The sequence below is a fragment of the Bifidobacterium pseudolongum subsp. globosum genome (assembly GCF_004155535.1).
Taxonomy (GTDB): domain Bacteria; phylum Actinomycetota; class Actinomycetes; order Actinomycetales; family Bifidobacteriaceae; genus Bifidobacterium; species Bifidobacterium pseudolongum_C.
The window spans coordinates 102,144-117,400 of sequence record NZ_RYUH01000009.1 but is presented as its reverse complement, the minus strand read 5'-3'; the positions used below and the strand labels follow the sequence as shown (position 1 = coordinate 117,400).

Below are 15,257 nucleotides of genomic sequence, written 5' to 3'. Positions count from 1 at the left end.
TGGTGTGTCTCCGTGCGTGGTTGAGTGTACTTGGTTGGGGTTGGGTGGTTGTGCTCAGGCCATGGCTTCGGCGAGCGCCGCGTCGAGGATCGAGGGGCGGCTTGTGGCGGCCACCACGTCGGCGAAGCCGTTGTCGATCATCCAGTCGTCGTTGAAGATCTTCTCAAGATAGCTGCGGCCCGAATCCGGCAGCAGCACCACGACCGTCTGTGATGCATCGAGGTCGTGCTTCTTCGCGTAGGCCACGGCGGCGGCCACCGCCATGCCGCTCGAGCCGCCCACGAGCAGGCCCTCTTCGCCGGCGAGCCTGCGCGTCATCAGGTAGGCTTCGGCGTCGGTCACCTGCTCGATCGCATCGGCGATCGTCTGGTCGTAGGCGGCCGGGTAGAAGTCCTCGCCCACGCCTTCGATGCTGTAGCCGTGCACGTTGGTCGGGTCGGAGTAGATCGAGCCTTCCGGATCGGCGCCCACGACCGTCACGGCGCCGTTGGACGCTTCCTTGAGGTAGCGGCCGGTGCCCGAGATGGTGCCGCCGGTGCCTATGCCGGCCACGAAATGCGTGATCTGGCCCGCGGTCGCTTCCCAGATCTCCGGGCCGGTCGTCTCGTAATGGCTCAGCGGGCCGTTCGGGTTGCTGTATTGGTTGGGCTTGAAGGCGCCGGGGATCGTCTCGGCCAAGCGGTCGGACACGCGGTAGTACGAGCGCGGGTCATCGGGTTCCACGTCGGTGGGGGTCACCACGACCTCCGCTCCGTAGGCGCGCAGCACGGCGCGCTTGGTCTCGTTCACCTTGTCGGGCACCACGAAGACCGTACGGTAGCCGCGCTGCTGGGCCACCATGGCGAGACCCACGCCGGTGTTGCCGGACGTCGGCTCTACGATCACCCCGCCGGGCTTGAGTTTGCCTTCGCGTTCGGCGGCGTCGATGATGCGTGCGGCGATGCGGTCCTTGGACGATCCGCCGGGGTTGAAGTACTCCACCTTGACGGCGATGGTGGCTTTGACGCCGTCGGTCACATGGTTGAGCTTGATGAGCGGGGTGTTGCCGATGAGTTCGGAAAGCGAGTTGTGGATTGCCATGGGTCTGTTCCTTGCGTGGTTGGTGGTCGGTTGGTTCGTACGGGGGTTGTGTGTAAGACGGCCCCGCGTGAATCGCGCGTTCAAACCATGGCGTTGAGATGGGGGGGTGCGGCTGCCAGACGGTATATCACCGTGGCGTTCCGGTAATCCGGTGTGGGGTGGAAATCGGGCGCGCCCGTGGCCACACATGCAGTTCACTGGTGTGGGCGGCGTCGGGGCCCTGAGGAATCAGACCGGCACCATCTCAAGTTATGCGTCGAAGACCGCGCGCTGTGGGGCGTGTGGTTAGCGACAACAACAACATGAGAGATACGTCATGTGCCATACCGTACCCACGGCGCCCCGACAACCACGGCGGCAGGTCCACATAGTGGACATGCCGTTATCGCGAGCCGGCCATTGAGGCCGTCACAGCGTGGCCGCCTCGATGAGCGCCTTCGTATAGTCCTCCTGCGGCGTTTCCAGGATCTGCCGCACCGTGCCGCGCTCCACCACACGCCCCTCGTGCAGCACGAGCACGCGGTCGGCGATGTGCTGCACCACGCCAAGGTCGTGCGAGACGAACAGCATGGCCATGCGCGGGTTGCGCGCGCGGATCGCCGCGAACGCGTCGAGGATCTGCACGCGTGCGGCCACGTCGATCGCGCTCATCGCCTCGTCGGCGAGCAGCACGCTCGGCCCGGTCACAATCGCGCGCGCGATCGCCACGCGCTGCGCCTGACCGCCGGAAAGGTCCATCGGATAGCGCCACATGATCTCGTCCGGGTCGAGCGACACGAGCGCGAGCGCCTCACGCACCCGGCGTTCGCACGTCTCGTCGTCGATGCGCCGGTCACGCAGGCGCAGCGGTTCGGCGACCGAACGGAACGCCGTCCACCGCGGGTCGAGCGATTCGAAGGGGTTCTGGTACACGATGCCCGATTCGTCGCGCAGCATGCGCAGTTGCGGCGCGCCGGCACGCCCCTCGATCGACGCGCCTCGGTAGCGCACATCGCCGCCGTCCGGCGTCTCCAAGCCCAGCAGAATGCGCGTGAGCGTCGATTTGCCCGACCCCGAGGCGCCGATGATCGCCACGCACTGCCCCGCCGGCACGCTGATGTCGACGTCGAACAGCACTTGGTGCCGGGCGCGCGCCGGGCCGAAATACTTGCATACGCGCTCGCCCTGGAGCAGCACGTCCGTCTGTTCCGCCTGTGTCAGTGCGCCTGTCGCTGCGTCTGTCATTGCGCCCGCTCCCCTCGTGTGCCGCCGTCTTCGCCTTCCGCTCCGTGCAGCGTCAGTTCGCGCGCGGCCATCACGAGGCGCGCGCCCTGCGGTGTGCTCGGCTCGGCGAGCACACGCCGCGTGCGCCCCTGCTCCACAATCGTGCCGTGGTCGAGCACATAGCAGTACTGCGTGGCGTGCGCGAGCACCGAAAAGTCGTGTGTGATGAACAGCATCGCCGCGCCGGCCTCGTCCACGAGCGAGACGAGCAGTTCCACAATCTGCCGCTGCGTCATCGAGTCGAGCGCCGTCGTCGGCTCGTCGGCGATGATCAGGCGCGGCGACGTGATCAGCGCGGTGGCGATGCCGACGCGCTGCTGCTGCCCACCGGACAGCTCATGCGGGTGCCGCCCGATCAGAGACTCGTCGAGCCCCACTTTGCGCATCATCGCCAGCACACGCGCATGGCGGTCTTCGGCGGTCAGGTCGTAGTGCAGCTCGAGTGGCAGCGCGATCTGCTTGCCCACCGTGAGCAGCGGGTTGAGCGAGGCGCCGGGATTCTGGAACACCATGCCGATCGCCGCGCCGCGCAGGGCCGCCAGGTCGCGGTCCTGCATGCCGACGATCTGCTCGCCGTTCACATCGATCAAGCCGCTGACCGTGGCTTCAACGGGCAGCAGGCCCATCATCGCGCGCGCGATCATCGATTTGCCCGAGCCCGACGAGCCGATCAGGCCGACGCGCTGGCCGTCGCGCACGTCGATATGCACATCGGAGACGATTGGCGCGCCGCCGATGCGGATGGTGAGGTAGTTGACCGAAACGCCCATCATGCACCTCGCAATCGTGGATTGATGAGTGGGTCGGAGGCGTCGCGCAGCGCGTCGCCGAACAGATTGAGCGCCACCACCACAATGGTGACGAGCAGGCCCGGCCACAGCACGGTGAGCGGGTAGATGTTGATGAACCGCACCGACGTGCTCAGCGAATGCCCCCAGCTCGGCACGCCGGACGGCACGCCGACGCCCAGATATGTCAGCCCGGCTTCGGCGAGCACGGCCGTGCCTGCCGAGAGCGAGCACTGCACGATGAGCACAGGCATGATATTCGGCACGATGTGCGTGAAGAACACGCGCGGCGCGGAGGCGCCGTTGGCGAACGCCGACTCCACGTACATGCTGTGCGCGGCGAGCAGCGCCTGCGGGCGTGCCACGCGCGCCAGGTTGAGGCCGTAGCCGAAGCCGCACGCGAGCACGATCACCGCCACGGACGCGCCCATCGGCACGGCGAGCATGAGCGCGATCAGCACGGTGGGTATCGAGATCAGCGCGTCGATCGCCACGACCGAACCGTGCGCGAGCGCGGAATGGCGCGAGACCATCATCGCGACGAGCAGCAGGCCGAACGCCGCGGCGAAGGCCACGGTGAGCAGCACGATGAGCAGATTGGTGCGCGAGCCGGCCATGAGCCAGCTGAACAGGTCGGCGCCGGTGCCGTCGGTGCCGAGCCAATGCGCGCGCGAGGGCGCGGACCAGACGTGGTAGCCGTCGGTCTTCCACAGTGACTGCGGGGTCCAGAACAGCGAGACCACCGAGATGAGCATCCAAAGTCCGAGCACGATGAGCGCGAACCGGCCGGTGCCGTGGCTCCACATCGTGCCGAGCACAATGCGCACACGGCGCCAGCCGTGCACGCCGCGCGCGTCGGTGCGCACGCGTGGGGTGGGTGTGGGTGAATCTGGCATATCAATCTCCCAACCGCGGGTCGAGTGCGCGGTGCGCGATGTCGACGAGCAGGCCGATGACGAGGAAGAACGCGGCGAGCATGAACAGTTCGCTCTGCACGGCGATGAGGTCGCGGTGCCCCAGGTCGTCGACGAGCCCGCTGCCGATGCCGGGCAACGCGAACAGGTTCTCGATCACCATCACGCCGGTGACCATCTCGGCGAAGGTCAGGCCGATCACCGAGACGAGCTGCGGCATGGCGAGCCGCAATCCCACGCGCGTCAACGCCTGCGTGCGTGTCATGCCGCATGCCATGGCCATCTCGATCGTGCCGGTGGACGCCACGGATTGCAGGGCGGAGCGCGTGTAGCGCATCATCGACGCGCCCACGATCACGCCTACGGTCAACGCGGGCAGGATGAGCGAGGCGAACGCACGGCCGGGGTCGGCCCAGCCCGCCTGCGGGAAGCCCGACGCGGGCAGGATGGGGATCAATCCCGATCCTCGCGCGAACAGCAGGATGAGGATCAGGCCGCCCCACAGGGCCGGCACGGCGCCACCGACAATGGCCACGCCCTGGTAGACGGCGCGGGCGCGCGGGGAACGCGCGAGCACGGCGGCGCACCCGGTGGGGATGCCGATCGCAAGCGCGATGATGAGGCCCAGGATGATGAGCGGGAAGGTGATGGCGGCACGGGTGCCGACGAGGGCGGCCACGGGTTGGCCGGTGAGCATGGCAGTGCCGAAGTCGCCGCGCACCAGACCGGCGATCCACGCGCCGTACTGCACGATCAGCGGGCGGTCGAGGCCCATCTGCGCGCGCAGCGCCTCCACGCGTTCGGGCGGCGAGTTGAGGCCGGCCATGATGGTGGCGATGTCGCCAGGCAGCACGCGCAACGCCAGGAAGATCACCACGGAGATGGCGAAGAGCGCCACGGCAAACAGCAGCAGCCGGCGTGCAAGGTATTTCATAGTCCCCTTAGGGTTGTGGACGGGCGGCACATGCGCTGTGCCGCCCTGACCGCGGGGCCCGGCTCGGTTCGTCCGGGCGGTTCGCGTATTGGTTGTGATGTTACTTGGTGGTGGCCGGCGTATAGCTGAGTTCAGCCAGCGGCATCAGCGTCTGGTTCATGTTCACGGGGAACCCGCTCACACCCTTGTCCATCGCCGTGGTCACGCGGTAGTTGAACAGCCAGTCGGCGGCGGCGTCCTGCGAGACGATGCGCGCGGCCTGCGCGAGCAGCTCGTCGCGCTTGGCGTCGTCGGTCGAGCCGAGCGCCTCATCGGTGAGTTCCACCACCTTGGGGTTGTCGTAGTTGTAGTAGTAGTCCGCGTTCGACCATTGCGTGAAGTCGTGGCTTTCGTTGTGGTCGACGAGCGAAAGGTCGTAGTCCTTGTCGGTGTACACGTCCTGCAGCCATGTGGAGAACTCGACGACGTTCACCTTGAGGTCGATGTTCACGGCCTTGAGCTGGCTGCGCAGCTGGTCGCCGATGTCGGTGCCGTAGGTGTTGGCGTAGGTGAGCGTGAGCTTGAGCGGGTGCTCCTTGGTGTAGCCGGCCTCTTTGAGCAGCGCCTTCGCCTTCTCCACGTCGTGCGGGTACAGGCCCGTGAGGTCCTCATAGCCTGGGTCGAGCGACGGGATCGGGCCGCCGAGCGCCTTGTCGGTGCTACCGCGCGCGGCGATGAGCTGGTCGTGGTCGATCGCGTAGCGGATCGCCTCACGCACGCGTTTGTCGCCCGTGGGCTTGCCTGCGGCGTTGTTCATGCCCAGCACGTATTTGTCGGTGCCGTCGCCGGCCTCCACCGTGTAGTGCTCCGGGTCGTCTTCGAACGGCTTGGCGAGCGACGCGGTGATCGGGGCGAGCACCTGCACCTCGTTGGATTTGAGCGCGTTCACGGCGGCGTTGTCGTCGGCGAAGTACTTCACCACGACCGTGGGCGTCTTGGGCTGGGCGCCCCAGTACTCCGGGTTGGCCTTCAACGTGATCGAGCTGTTCGGGGTGAACTGTTCCACCACATACGGCCCCGAGCCCACCGCCTGCGTCTTCGCCACATACTTCGCGTCCTTGTCGAACACGAGTCCGGCACGGCCCGTCAGCGCCCACAGCAGGTTGGCGTAGGGCTTGGTCAGTTCGATCACCACGGTGTCATCGTTCGGCGCACTCACCGACTTGAAGTTCTTCAGCGCGTCGGCGTCATGGTATTGCTTGCTTTCGAGCTCGTTGATCGACCACACCACGTCTTCGGCGGTCAACGGGTCGCCGTTCGAGAACGTGAGGCCTGTATTGAGATGGAACGTGTACTTCAGGCCGTCAGGGCTCACGTCCCAGCTTGTCGCGAGCGCCGGCACCACCTTGTTCCCGCTGTCGCGGGCCACAAGGCCTTCGTACACGTTGCCGATGAGCACCTGGTCGAGCGCGGAGCCGGCCGTGTTGCGAATGTCGAGGTTGGTGGGCGCGAGTTTGAGCCCGATCGTCACGGTGTCCGCGGCGCCGCTGGCCTGCGTCTGGTCCGCCTTGCGGGTCCACGGGTGCCACAGGCCCACGATGAGCGCCACGGCGATCACGATCACGGCCACAATGGCCCAGATGGAACGGCGTGGGCCGCCGGCCGGTCGTTTGGCGTGCGCCTGGAGCGAGGCGTCGGTGCTGAATGCGGTGTCTTGCTGGTTGGTGTGCCCTCCGGTCGCGCCGGACTCGCCGTGCGCGCCATTGGCTCCATTCGTTGCTGTCATGGATTCCTCAATGGTTGGTTGCATGCGGGCTTCCCGCCCGCGCTTCTTGACTTCTGCTTGTTGTACATGGTTGACCGCCCCAGCCGGGGTCGGCCACCTCCCGCTATTGTAGAGGGGCGTGCATATTTCGCCGCGCACGCCACGCCGGGCACGAAGGAGACACCATGCTGATTGCCGTGGACATTGGAAACACGAACATTGTGCTCGGGTTCATCGAAGACGAGCAGGTGGCCGCCACCTACCGCATCACCACCAGATCGAACCACACCTCCGACGAGTTCGGCATCATGCTGCTGCAGTTCCTGCAGCTCAAAGGCTTTGCGCCGCGCGATGTGCACGACGTGATCATCACGTCGGTCGTGCCGAAGGTGATGCATTCGTTCACCGCGGCGATCGTCAAGTTCCTCGGCATCACACCGATGGTGGTCGGCCCGGGCATCCGCACCGGCATGAACATCCACATCGACGACCCGCGCTCGCTCGGCGCCGACTGCCTCGCCGACTGCGCCGGCGCGTACGCCACGTACGGCGGCCGCACGCTCGTGATCGACATGGGCACGGCCACCACCTACAACTATGTGGACGGGCACGCCACCATCACATGCGGCCTGATCACGACCGGCATCCGCACCGCGGCGGAGGCGCTCACCTCGATGACGGCGCAGTTGCCCGAAGTGGAGATCCGGCGCCCCACGTCGATTCTGGCGAAAGACACGCAGAACGCGATCCAAGCCGGACTGTATTACGACTTCCTCGGCGGCATCGAACGCATCATCACGCAATTCCACCGCGAGATCCCCGAGGACTTCCAGGTGGTGGCCACCGGCGGTCTTGCGCGCATACTCGACACGCCGTTGATCGACGTGATCGACCCCGACCTCATCTTCAAGGGCATGCTCTGGATCTACCGCAAGAACATCTAGCGCATGGTGAAGCCCTGGTTGGTGCCGTACTCCTTGAGGTCGCTCTGCCAGCGTTCGATCCCCTCACGCAGGGTGACCTGCGGGCCGGGGCTTTGCGGCATGTCCTTGCGTTGGATGAGCCCCTCGCGTTCGCGCCGCACCGCGTCGTAATACGTGTGCTCGTTGTTCACCCACGTGTATGCGGCGCCGACGGTGGCGCGGAAATCGCTGCGCGCATACACCTCGAACGGCAGGTACTGGTAACCGGTGCTGACGTGGCTTGCGGCCTGCGCAAGCACCGCGTTGAATTTCTGGCCGCCGAAATACGGCACCTCGATGCCACGCGCGTCGCGCACCGTGGTCTTGTTCAGGAAGTTGGCGCTGTTGAGCGTGGCGTTGTCGGCCGGGAACGCCCCGCCGTCCACACGCGTCATGATGCCCGCCGTCTCGTGGCACACATATTCGATGAACCGCCACGAGGCCTCCGGGCGCCGGCTTGAACTGAGCACGCCGAGCGCCGACCCACCGTTTTCGGCGTTCGTCAGGTTGCCGTGCGCCGTGGGCATCTGCGCCACGCGCCACAGGCCGGCGGTGCCGGGCACATCGGCCAGCAGCAGCGACGGCATCCATGCGCCGGCGAACAGCGACGCCACGGTGCCCGATCCGAGCGCCTGCTTCCAGTCGTCCGACCATGTGGCCAGCCGCGTGTTCACGAGGTCTTCGTCGATCATCTGCTGCCAGAACCGCGTGAACTCCTGCGTGCCGGTGTCGGTGTCGAGCGTGATCGAGACCTCTTTGCCGTCGTGCGAGGTGTTGTAGGGCCGGCCGCCGGAGAGCCAGACCATCGCGTTGTAGAAACTCGCGTCGCCGTCGTCGGCCGCGATGTAGACGCCGTTCTCCTTGAGCTTCTTCGCCGCACGGTGATAGTCGTCCCATGTGCGGATCTTCGTGGCGTCCACGCCCGCCTGCTCGAATACGTCTTGGTTGTAGAAGAAGGCCATGGGGCCCGAATCCATCGGCACACCATACACGCGCCCGTCGAGCTGCACCGACGACCATGAGCCGGGCGTATAGAACGAGCCGTAGTTCGCGGTGCGGCTCGTCAGGTCGCGCAACTGGCCGCTGACCGCATATTGCGGCAGGGCGAAATACTCCAGCTGCACCACGTCCGGCGTGCCGTAGCCGTCCTGGATCGCCGAGTTGAGTTTGCTGTAGTCGGCCGTGCCGATCTGCGTCACGTGGATGTCGGGGTTGCGCGCCTCGAAATCGGCGATCAGCGCGGCCATGCTCGGCTCCCACGACCACACGCTGATCTGCGTGCGGCTGTCGTGCTCACCGCAGCCCGCCACGGCGAACATCACGCCCGCCGCGCATACCGCCGCCACCATCCGCTTCGCCCATGCACGCACATCGACTCCTCACCGTGTGTTGACCTGTACGCACTCCAGCATAGCGGGCGGGGCGTGTTACGCGGCGACGACCGTGACGCCCTGGCCGGGCTGCACGCGGATCGTGACGACGCTGCCCTTATGCACCTGCACGTCCTTCTTCCTGGCGGTGATGTGCTCGATGTTCGTTTCCTTCTTGCGCGTCGTCTCGTCGGGCTTCGCGTTGTACCACATCACTTCCACATCGGCCGTATCGTCGTCGCGCGGGGTCACATTGCGCACAATGCCCCTCTGATGCCACGCCCGATGCGATTCGTCTTCGTACTCGATCGGCGTGTTGTACAGCACCTGCTGCTGCTCGGGTTCGAGCTCGGTGAACGCACGGGCCTCACGCTCCCCGCCGTCCCTGCCCAGCACAACCGCCGTGCACACGAACGCAGCAAGCACCACTATGCACAGTGCAATGACGTAACCCATGATCCGCTCCTTACCGAATACATCTGCTTCCTCCAGTTTTAGCAGCCTGCATGCGGGCCGGCGCGGATTGCGCTACATGCGTGAAATCGCCGCGCCGAGTGGCATGCGAGAGACGAAACGGCGCGGCACGCCGGTGAGCGGGTCGCGGAATTCGAGCACGCGCGCCACGAGTTCGAGCGGCTGAGAGAAATCGTCGTAGGCGCGCCGCTCGATGCGCGGATAGAAGTCGTCGCCGAGGATCGGCAGGCCGAGCGCGTTCATGTGCACGCGCAATTGGTGTGTTTTGCCGGTCTGCGGGTGCAGCACGTAGCGCGCGATCGGCTCGCCGGCGTGCGTCGAGGCGGCGCGGTCGAGCTCCGCGCGCTCGATGCGGGTGACCGCGTTGACCACACCGGGAATCTCCTGCGCGCACAGCACACCGCGCGTTTTGACGATGTGCGAGCGGCGCACCAACGGGAACGGGCGCGGCGCGGCGAGCCGCGTGACGGTGCCGGTCGGCGGCCGCCACGGCACGCGCACCGGCGCGAGGCACTCGTAGACCTTGCGCGCACGGCGGTCCTGGAACACGAGCTGGTATGCCCCACGCGCAGCCGGGTCGCGCACGAACACGAGCACGCCGGCGGTCGGCCGGTCGAGGCGGTGCGCCGGCACGATGCGCGGGTCGTTGTAGCGTTCGCGCAGCCGCATGAGCGCAGTCTGGCGGTACCACATGCCGCGCGGCATCGTGGCGAGGAAATGCGGTTTGTCCACGACGATGATCGCCTCGTCCTCATACAGCACCGGCAGATCGAAGGGGATGTCGGGTTCATTGAACACCCAACGGTGATGGCCCGCCACTACTCCACCGTGACGGACTTGGCCAGATTGCGCGGCTTGTCCACGTCGTAGCCCTTCTGCTTGGCCATGTCCATGGCGAGCAGCTGCAACGGCACCACGTCGACGAGCGGGCTCATCAACGTGGGGCATTCGGGGCGCCAGAAGACCACGTCGGCGTAGCGTTCCACGTCGGCGTCGCCTTCCTCCGCGACCGCGATGATCGTGGCGCCACGGGCCTTGACCTCTTCGATGCCCGAAATCACCTTGGCGTGCAGCACATTGCGGCCGCGCGCCGGCGGCACGATGAACACGACCGGCTCACCTTCGTCCACAAGCGCGATCGGCCCGTGCTTGAGCTCGCCGGCCGCGAAGCCCTCCGTGAACGTGTAGGCGATCTCCTTGAGCTTGAGCGCGCCTTCAAGCGCGACCGGGTAGCCCACGTGCCGGCCCAGGAACAGGAACGAGTTCGCGTCACGCAACTGGCGGGCCGCGGCGGCCACCTTGGATGGCTGCGTGTCGAGTACCCACTGGATCTTGCGTGGCATGTCCTTGAGCGAATCGAGCGTCTGCGCGATCTCGTCACGGAACACGGTGCCCTTGAGCTGGGCCAGATAGAGGCCGAGCACATAGGCGGCGGTGATCTGCGCCACGAACGCCTTCGTGGAGGCCACGGCCACTTCGGGGCCGGCGTGCGTGTACAGCACCGCGTCGGATTCACGCGGAATCGACGCGCCCTGCGTGTTGCAGATCGCGAGCACCTTGGACCCCTGTTCGCGCGCGTGGCGCAACGCCATGAGCGTGTCCATCGTCTCGCCCGACTGCGAGATCGCCACCACGAGCGTGCGCGGTGTGAGGATCGGGTCGCGGTAGCGGAACTCATGCGCCAGCTCGACCTCCACCGGGATGCGCACCCAGTGCTCGATCGCGTATTTGGCCACCATGCCCGCATAGCTCGCCGTACCGCAGCCAATCACGATGATCTTGTCGACGGCCTTGAAATCATGCTCGTCGATGTGCACTTCGTCGAGGTTGAGGCGGCCTTCGTCGTCCAGACGCCCGATGAGCGTGCGCTGCACGGCGGCCGGCTCCTCGTGGATCTCCTTGTCCATGAACGAATCCCAACCGCCCTTTTCGGCGGCCGACGCGTCCCAATCGATCTCGTACACCACAGGCTCGGGCACGTCGTTGCCGTCGAAATCGGTCACGGCCACGCCGTGCGCGTCGATCATCACGGCTTGGTCCTGGCCGATCTCCATCGCGGTCTTCGTGTATGCCACGAACGCGGCCACATCGGAACCCAGGAAGTTCTCGCCCTCGCCCAAGCCCACGACAAGCGGCGAATCATGGCGCGCGCCCACCACGATGCCCGGCTGGCGGCAATCCACGGCCAGAATCGTGAACGCGCCTTCGAGCATGCGGCCCAAGCGGCGCATCGCCTCGAACAAGTCCGGTTCGCCCGTCTCCGCGATCACCGTGTCCACGATCTTGCCCAGCAGCTTGGCCGCCACCTCGGTGTCGGTGCCCGAAACAAAGCGGTAGCCTTCCGCCTGCAGGTCCAGGCGCAACTGCGAAGCGTTCTCGATGATGCCGTTGTGGATGATCGCCACCTTGCCGTCACGGCTCGCATGAGGGTGCGCGTTCACGTCGTTGGGCACGCCGTTCGTGGCCCAACGCGTGTGGCCGATCGCCACCGTGGCGTCCGGCAGCGGCCGTGCCTCGATGTCTTCCACCAGATTCGACAGGCGGCCGGCCTTCTTGCGCACCGCCACGCGGTCCATGCCGGGGGCGGTCAGCGCCACACCGGCCGAATCATACCCACGGTATTCCAAACGTTCCAATCCCTGCAAGCACACCTCAAGGGGGCGCATCGAAGGACAATTCACATCACCTGCGTAACCTACAATTCCACACATAGGCACCAGCATAACCGACGGCGGCGCGCAATGCACGGCAATCCGTCGCACTTCCACGGTTCCCACGCTTTTGCTTGGGCGGCGACGGTTTCGCCGTAGCCGAACGCGCCCGCCCCCACCCGTGAAACACCGCCACCTGCGTATGGCGCTGTATTCTATGATGATGCACGTGAACACAACCACCAACAACGGAACAGAGGGCGCGAGCCAATCCACACCATCTTCCGGCCGGCAGACGCCGTTCCGCATCGCCATCGTGGACAACGACCGTCTTGTACTCGGGTTGCTGGCGTCGTTCCTCGCCAAGCAACCACACCTCGCCATCGACTGGACCGCGCAAAGCGGGCAGGGCGGCATCGACGCCTACCACCGCAGTCTATCTGGCACGGACCCGGCCGCCGACCTGATAGTGACCGACATCGCCATGCATGGCATGTCCGGACTCGAAATGTGCTCCATGATCCGGTTCGAAGACGACCACACCCCCATCCTCGGCGCCACATCGTACGACCCGCAGGCGTATGCCGCCGATGCGATGGCCGCCGGCATGCAGGGTATGGTGATGAAGGACGACCTCGAAGGCCTGCTCGGGTCCATCACGACGCTGCTCGATGGCGGCCGGCTGCCGATGCGCAACGGCGTCTTCTTCAATTCCCCGCAACAGGCGTACGCACGGCTGCAGGCCGAGGGCAAACCGGTGCTGCTCAATCTCTCGGAGAACGAACGCACCGTCATGGATTATCTAGCACAAGGCATGCTCACCACAGACATCGCCATGCTCATGGACGTCAGACCCTCCACCGTCAAGACCTACGTCAGCCGCGCGATGCGCAAACTGGGCGTTAACAACCGGCGCGAGGCGGTCGCCGAATGGTCGCGCATCACCAACCAATAGCGGCACGGCGCATGGCACGACCACATATTGGGCGCTTGTAGTCCTGAGGACTACAAGCGCTGGGATTTCGCGAAAAGAACCCCTACAATGCTGAACCGGCGGGAGAGAAGGTCTTGCGCCGGCTCGGCATGCGCCTACGGAGCGCACTGAGGAGGGGACGCCACACGGGCGCATGCCGGAGTCGCCGCATCAACGAAGTCGGCCGGCCGCCGAGATAATCGGCAACCGGCCAAACACCGCCCTCACACCATGGCTCCACTACAGCACATGCTGCAGGAAGTCGCGGAACCGCGCCTCTTTGGGGTGGTCGATGATCTCTGGTCCGCCTTGTTCCACCACAACGCCGCCGTCCATGAACACGATCTGGTCGGCGACCTCGCGCGCGAATCCGATCTCGTGTGTCACCACGATCATCGTCATGCCCTCATCGGCGAGCGAACGCATCACATTGAGCACTTCACCCACGAGTTCGGGGTCGAGCGCGCTCGTCGGCTCGTCGAACAGCATGATCTCGGGTTTCATCGCGAGCGCGCGCGCAATGGCGACGCGCTGCTGCTGGCCGCCCGAAAGTTGGCCCGGGTAGTAGTCCATGCGGTCGCCCAACCCCACGCGCTTGAGTTCGGCGATGGCGAGTTCGCGTGCCTCGGCCTTGGGCATGTGCTTGACATGCACCGGCGCTTCCATCACGTTTTCGAGCACGGTCATGTGTGGGAAGAGGTTGAATTTTTGGAACACCATGCCGAGCTTGGAGCGCTGCTGCGCGATCTCTTTCTCGTTGAGCGTCTGCAGCGTGCCGTCAGCCAGCCGCTTGTAGCCGATCATCTCGCCGTTCACGTCGATCTCGCCGCCGGTGAGCGTCTCCAACTGGTTGATCAGGCGCAGGAACGTGGATTTGCCCGAGCCCGAGGGCCCCAGGATCACGGTGACGGTGCCCGGTTCCACTTCGAGGTTGATGCCTTTGAGCACATGCAGGTCGCCGAAGGCCTTGTGCACGTCTTTCGCCTCCACAACAGGCTTCGGGGCCTGCGCCCCGGTGGTTGCGGCGTGCGTTGTCTGTGAGGTCATGAGAGTATGCCCTTCCTGTCCGTTAGGCGTTGTAGCCGAGGAACGCCGCCTCGTTCGTCTTGTTCACATCGTCTTGCGGTTCGCCTTCGGTCTTGCCCGGCAGCGGCGCCTGCTTGCCCTTCGTGCCCACCGGCCGCGCTTCGAACCCCTTGCCGAAGTGCTTTTCGAGCATCGACTGGATCACCATGAAGATCGAGGTGATGAGCAGGTACCAGATGCTGGCCACAATGAGCAACGGGATCGGCTTGTAGATGCGGTTCGCGATCGCGTTCGTGGCGTACTGGAGTTCCAGCGTGAACGGCACGGCGAGCACCAGCGACGTGGTCTTGAGCATGCTGATCGTCTCGTTGCCGGTGGGCGGAATGATGATGCGCATGGCCTGGGGCAGGATCACGCGGCGCATGATCATCGAACGCTTCATGCCGAGGGCCTTGGCCGCCTCCTCCTGGCCCGGGTCCACCGCTTCGAGGCCGGCACGCACGATTTCGGCGAGATAGGCGGCCTCGTTGAGCGCCAGGCCGATCACGGCGGCATTGAACGCGGTCACCACGGTCTGTGAATCCACGCTCCAGAACTCGATCGAGGTGAAGGGAATGCCCAGTGACAGGCGTGGGATCAGCACCGAGAACAGGCCCCAGAACACGAGCTGCGTGTACACAGGCGTGCCGCGGAAGAACCAGATGTAGAACCAGCTCACCCCGCGCAGCACCGGGTTGGCTGATTTGCGCATGATCGCCAGGATGACCGCAAGGATGATGGCGATGATCATGGAAAGGAACGTGAGGATGAGCGTGTAGCCCACGCCTTCGAGCACGCGCTCGTTGAACAGGTACTTCCACACCACGTTCCATTCGAACCGCGGGTTGGTGACCAGTCCATGGATGAGCATCGCCGCCAGCAGCGCCACGATGACCGCCGCCACGATCTGGCCGGTTCGCTTGACCGGCTTGGCTTCGATGCGGTGCGGGATCGGCAGTCCCTCGCCGTCGCGTTCAACATGATGGGGCATCGGTCTCCTCGCTTTCTTCCCCACAACAATGCATGTGCGCGCTGGTGG

General features: G+C 65.6%; 14 protein-coding genes. 2 read left to right on the top strand and 12 right to left on the bottom strand.

The features are described from left to right. Positions 1-54: 54 nt before the first annotated feature. From PG2093B_RS03195 to PG2093B_RS03170, 6 genes are all read right to left on the bottom strand, one after another. A complete protein-coding gene (locus tag PG2093B_RS03195; RefSeq protein WP_026643420.1) occupies positions 55-1,080 on the bottom strand; it encodes a pyridoxal-phosphate dependent enzyme in 1,026 nt (341 codons plus the stop codon). 408 nt (positions 1,081-1,488) lie between these two features. Then, positions 1,489-2,304 carry an ABC transporter ATP-binding protein gene (locus tag PG2093B_RS03190; protein WP_129897227.1) on the bottom strand — a complete coding sequence of 272 codons (816 nt, stop codon included), beginning with the start codon at positions 2,302-2,304 and terminating at the stop codon, positions 1,489-1,491. Beyond that, positions 2,301-3,113 carry an ABC transporter ATP-binding protein gene (locus PG2093B_RS03185; protein WP_129897422.1) on the bottom strand — a complete coding sequence of 271 codons (813 nt, stop codon included), beginning with the start codon at positions 3,111-3,113 and terminating at the stop codon, positions 2,301-2,303. Before PG2093B_RS03185 ends, PG2093B_RS03190 begins: the two co-directional genes overlap by 4 nt. Beyond that, positions 3,113-3,937 (bottom strand): ABC transporter permease, encoded by an 825-nt coding sequence (locus tag PG2093B_RS03180; protein WP_242502821.1) that lies wholly within the window; start codon positions 3,935-3,937, stop codon positions 3,113-3,115. Before PG2093B_RS03180 ends, PG2093B_RS03185 begins: the two co-directional genes overlap by 1 nt. 91 nt (positions 3,938-4,028) lie before the next feature. Next, positions 4,029-4,979, bottom strand: a complete 951-nt coding sequence (locus PG2093B_RS03175) for an ABC transporter permease (protein WP_129897223.1) — start codon at positions 4,977-4,979, stop codon at positions 4,029-4,031. 100 nt (positions 4,980-5,079) lie between these two features. After that, a complete protein-coding gene (locus PG2093B_RS03170; RefSeq protein WP_129897221.1) occupies positions 5,080-6,744 on the bottom strand; it encodes an ABC transporter substrate-binding protein in 1,665 nt (554 codons plus the stop codon). Positions 6,745-6,908: 164 nt separating this feature from the next. Between PG2093B_RS03170 and PG2093B_RS03165 the strand changes: the two genes are divergently transcribed. Beyond that, entirely contained in the window at positions 6,909-7,667 is a 759-nt protein-coding gene (locus PG2093B_RS03165; RefSeq protein WP_129897219.1) for a type III pantothenate kinase, read from the top strand. Here PG2093B_RS03165 and PG2093B_RS03160 read toward each other — a convergent pair. The 4 genes from PG2093B_RS03160 to glmS all read right to left on the bottom strand — a co-directional run bounded on the left by PG2093B_RS03160 (position 7,664) and on the right by glmS (position 12,240). Beyond that, entirely contained in the window at positions 7,664-9,034 is a 1,371-nt protein-coding gene (locus tag PG2093B_RS03160) for an ABC transporter substrate-binding protein (RefSeq protein ID WP_129897421.1), read from the bottom strand. The genes PG2093B_RS03165 and PG2093B_RS03160 overlap by 4 nt on opposite strands. A gap of 78 nt (positions 9,035-9,112) precedes the next feature. Beyond that, positions 9,113-9,511 (bottom strand): hypothetical protein, encoded by a 399-nt coding sequence (locus tag PG2093B_RS03155; RefSeq protein ID WP_129897218.1) that lies wholly within the window; start codon positions 9,509-9,511, stop codon positions 9,113-9,115. A gap of 72 nt (positions 9,512-9,583) precedes the next feature. Continuing rightward, complete coding sequence (locus tag PG2093B_RS03150; RefSeq protein WP_129897420.1) at positions 9,584-10,327, bottom strand: pseudouridine synthase; 744 nt, start codon at positions 10,325-10,327, stop codon at positions 9,584-9,586. 20 nt (positions 10,328-10,347) lie between these two features. Next, positions 10,348-12,240, bottom strand: a complete 1,893-nt coding sequence (gene glmS, locus PG2093B_RS03145; protein ID WP_101398502.1) for a glutamine--fructose-6-phosphate transaminase (isomerizing) — start codon at positions 12,238-12,240, stop codon at positions 10,348-10,350. 169 nt (positions 12,241-12,409) lie between these two features. Between glmS and PG2093B_RS03140 the strand changes: the two genes are divergently transcribed. Then, entirely contained in the window at positions 12,410-13,135 is a 726-nt protein-coding gene (locus PG2093B_RS03140) for a response regulator transcription factor (RefSeq protein ID WP_165369690.1), read from the top strand. Between the two features lie 258 nt (positions 13,136-13,393). Here PG2093B_RS03140 and PG2093B_RS03135 read toward each other — a convergent pair whose 3' ends face one another. Continuing rightward, on the bottom strand, positions 13,394-14,200 hold the full coding sequence (locus tag PG2093B_RS03135; RefSeq protein WP_129897214.1) for an amino acid ABC transporter ATP-binding protein: 807 nt from the start codon (positions 14,198-14,200) through the stop codon (positions 13,394-13,396). Between the two features lie 22 nt (positions 14,201-14,222). Then, positions 14,223-15,209 (bottom strand): amino acid ABC transporter permease, encoded by a 987-nt coding sequence (locus tag PG2093B_RS03130; protein ID WP_129897212.1) that lies wholly within the window; start codon positions 15,207-15,209, stop codon positions 14,223-14,225. Between the last annotated feature and the right edge of the window lie 48 nt (positions 15,210-15,257).

What these genes read in the sequence shown, in the direction of transcription:
- PG2093B_RS03130 (WP_129897212.1), bottom strand. Translation starts at nt 15,209, where the DNA reads ATGCCCCATCATGTTGAACGCGACGGCGAGGGACTGCCGATCCCGCAC.
- PG2093B_RS03185 (WP_129897422.1), bottom strand. Translation starts at nt 3,113, where the DNA reads ATGGGCGTTTCGGTCAACTACCTCACCATCCGCATCGGCGGCGCGCCA.
- PG2093B_RS03190 (WP_129897227.1), bottom strand. Translation starts at nt 2,304, where the DNA reads ATGACAGACGCAGCGACAGGCGCACTGACACAGGCGGAACAGACGGAC.
- PG2093B_RS03175 (WP_129897223.1), bottom strand. Translation starts at nt 4,979, where the DNA reads ATGAAATACCTTGCACGCCGGCTGCTGCTGTTTGCCGTGGCGCTCTTC.
- PG2093B_RS03155 (WP_129897218.1), bottom strand. Translation starts at nt 9,511, where the DNA reads ATGGGTTACGTCATTGCACTGTGCATAGTGGTGCTTGCTGCGTTCGTG.
- PG2093B_RS03180 (WP_242502821.1), bottom strand. Translation starts at nt 3,937, where the DNA reads ATGTGGAGCCACGGCACCGGCCGGTTCGCGCTCATCGTGCTCGGACTT.
- glmS (WP_101398502.1), bottom strand. Translation starts at nt 12,240, where the DNA reads ATGTGTGGAATTGTAGGTTACGCAGGTGATGTGAATTGTCCTTCGATG.
- PG2093B_RS03135 (WP_129897214.1), bottom strand. Translation starts at nt 14,200, where the DNA reads ATGACCTCACAGACAACGCACGCCGCAACCACCGGGGCGCAGGCCCCG.
- PG2093B_RS03195 (WP_026643420.1), bottom strand. Translation starts at nt 1,080, where the DNA reads ATGGCAATCCACAACTCGCTTTCCGAACTCATCGGCAACACCCCGCTC.
- PG2093B_RS03165 (WP_129897219.1), top strand. Translation starts at nt 6,909, where the DNA reads ATGCTGATTGCCGTGGACATTGGAAACACGAACATTGTGCTCGGGTTC.
- PG2093B_RS03160 (WP_129897421.1), bottom strand. Translation starts at nt 9,034, where the DNA reads ATGGTGGCGGCGGTATGCGCGGCGGGCGTGATGTTCGCCGTGGCGGGC.
- PG2093B_RS03170 (WP_129897221.1), bottom strand. Translation starts at nt 6,744, where the DNA reads ATGACAGCAACGAATGGAGCCAATGGCGCGCACGGCGAGTCCGGCGCG.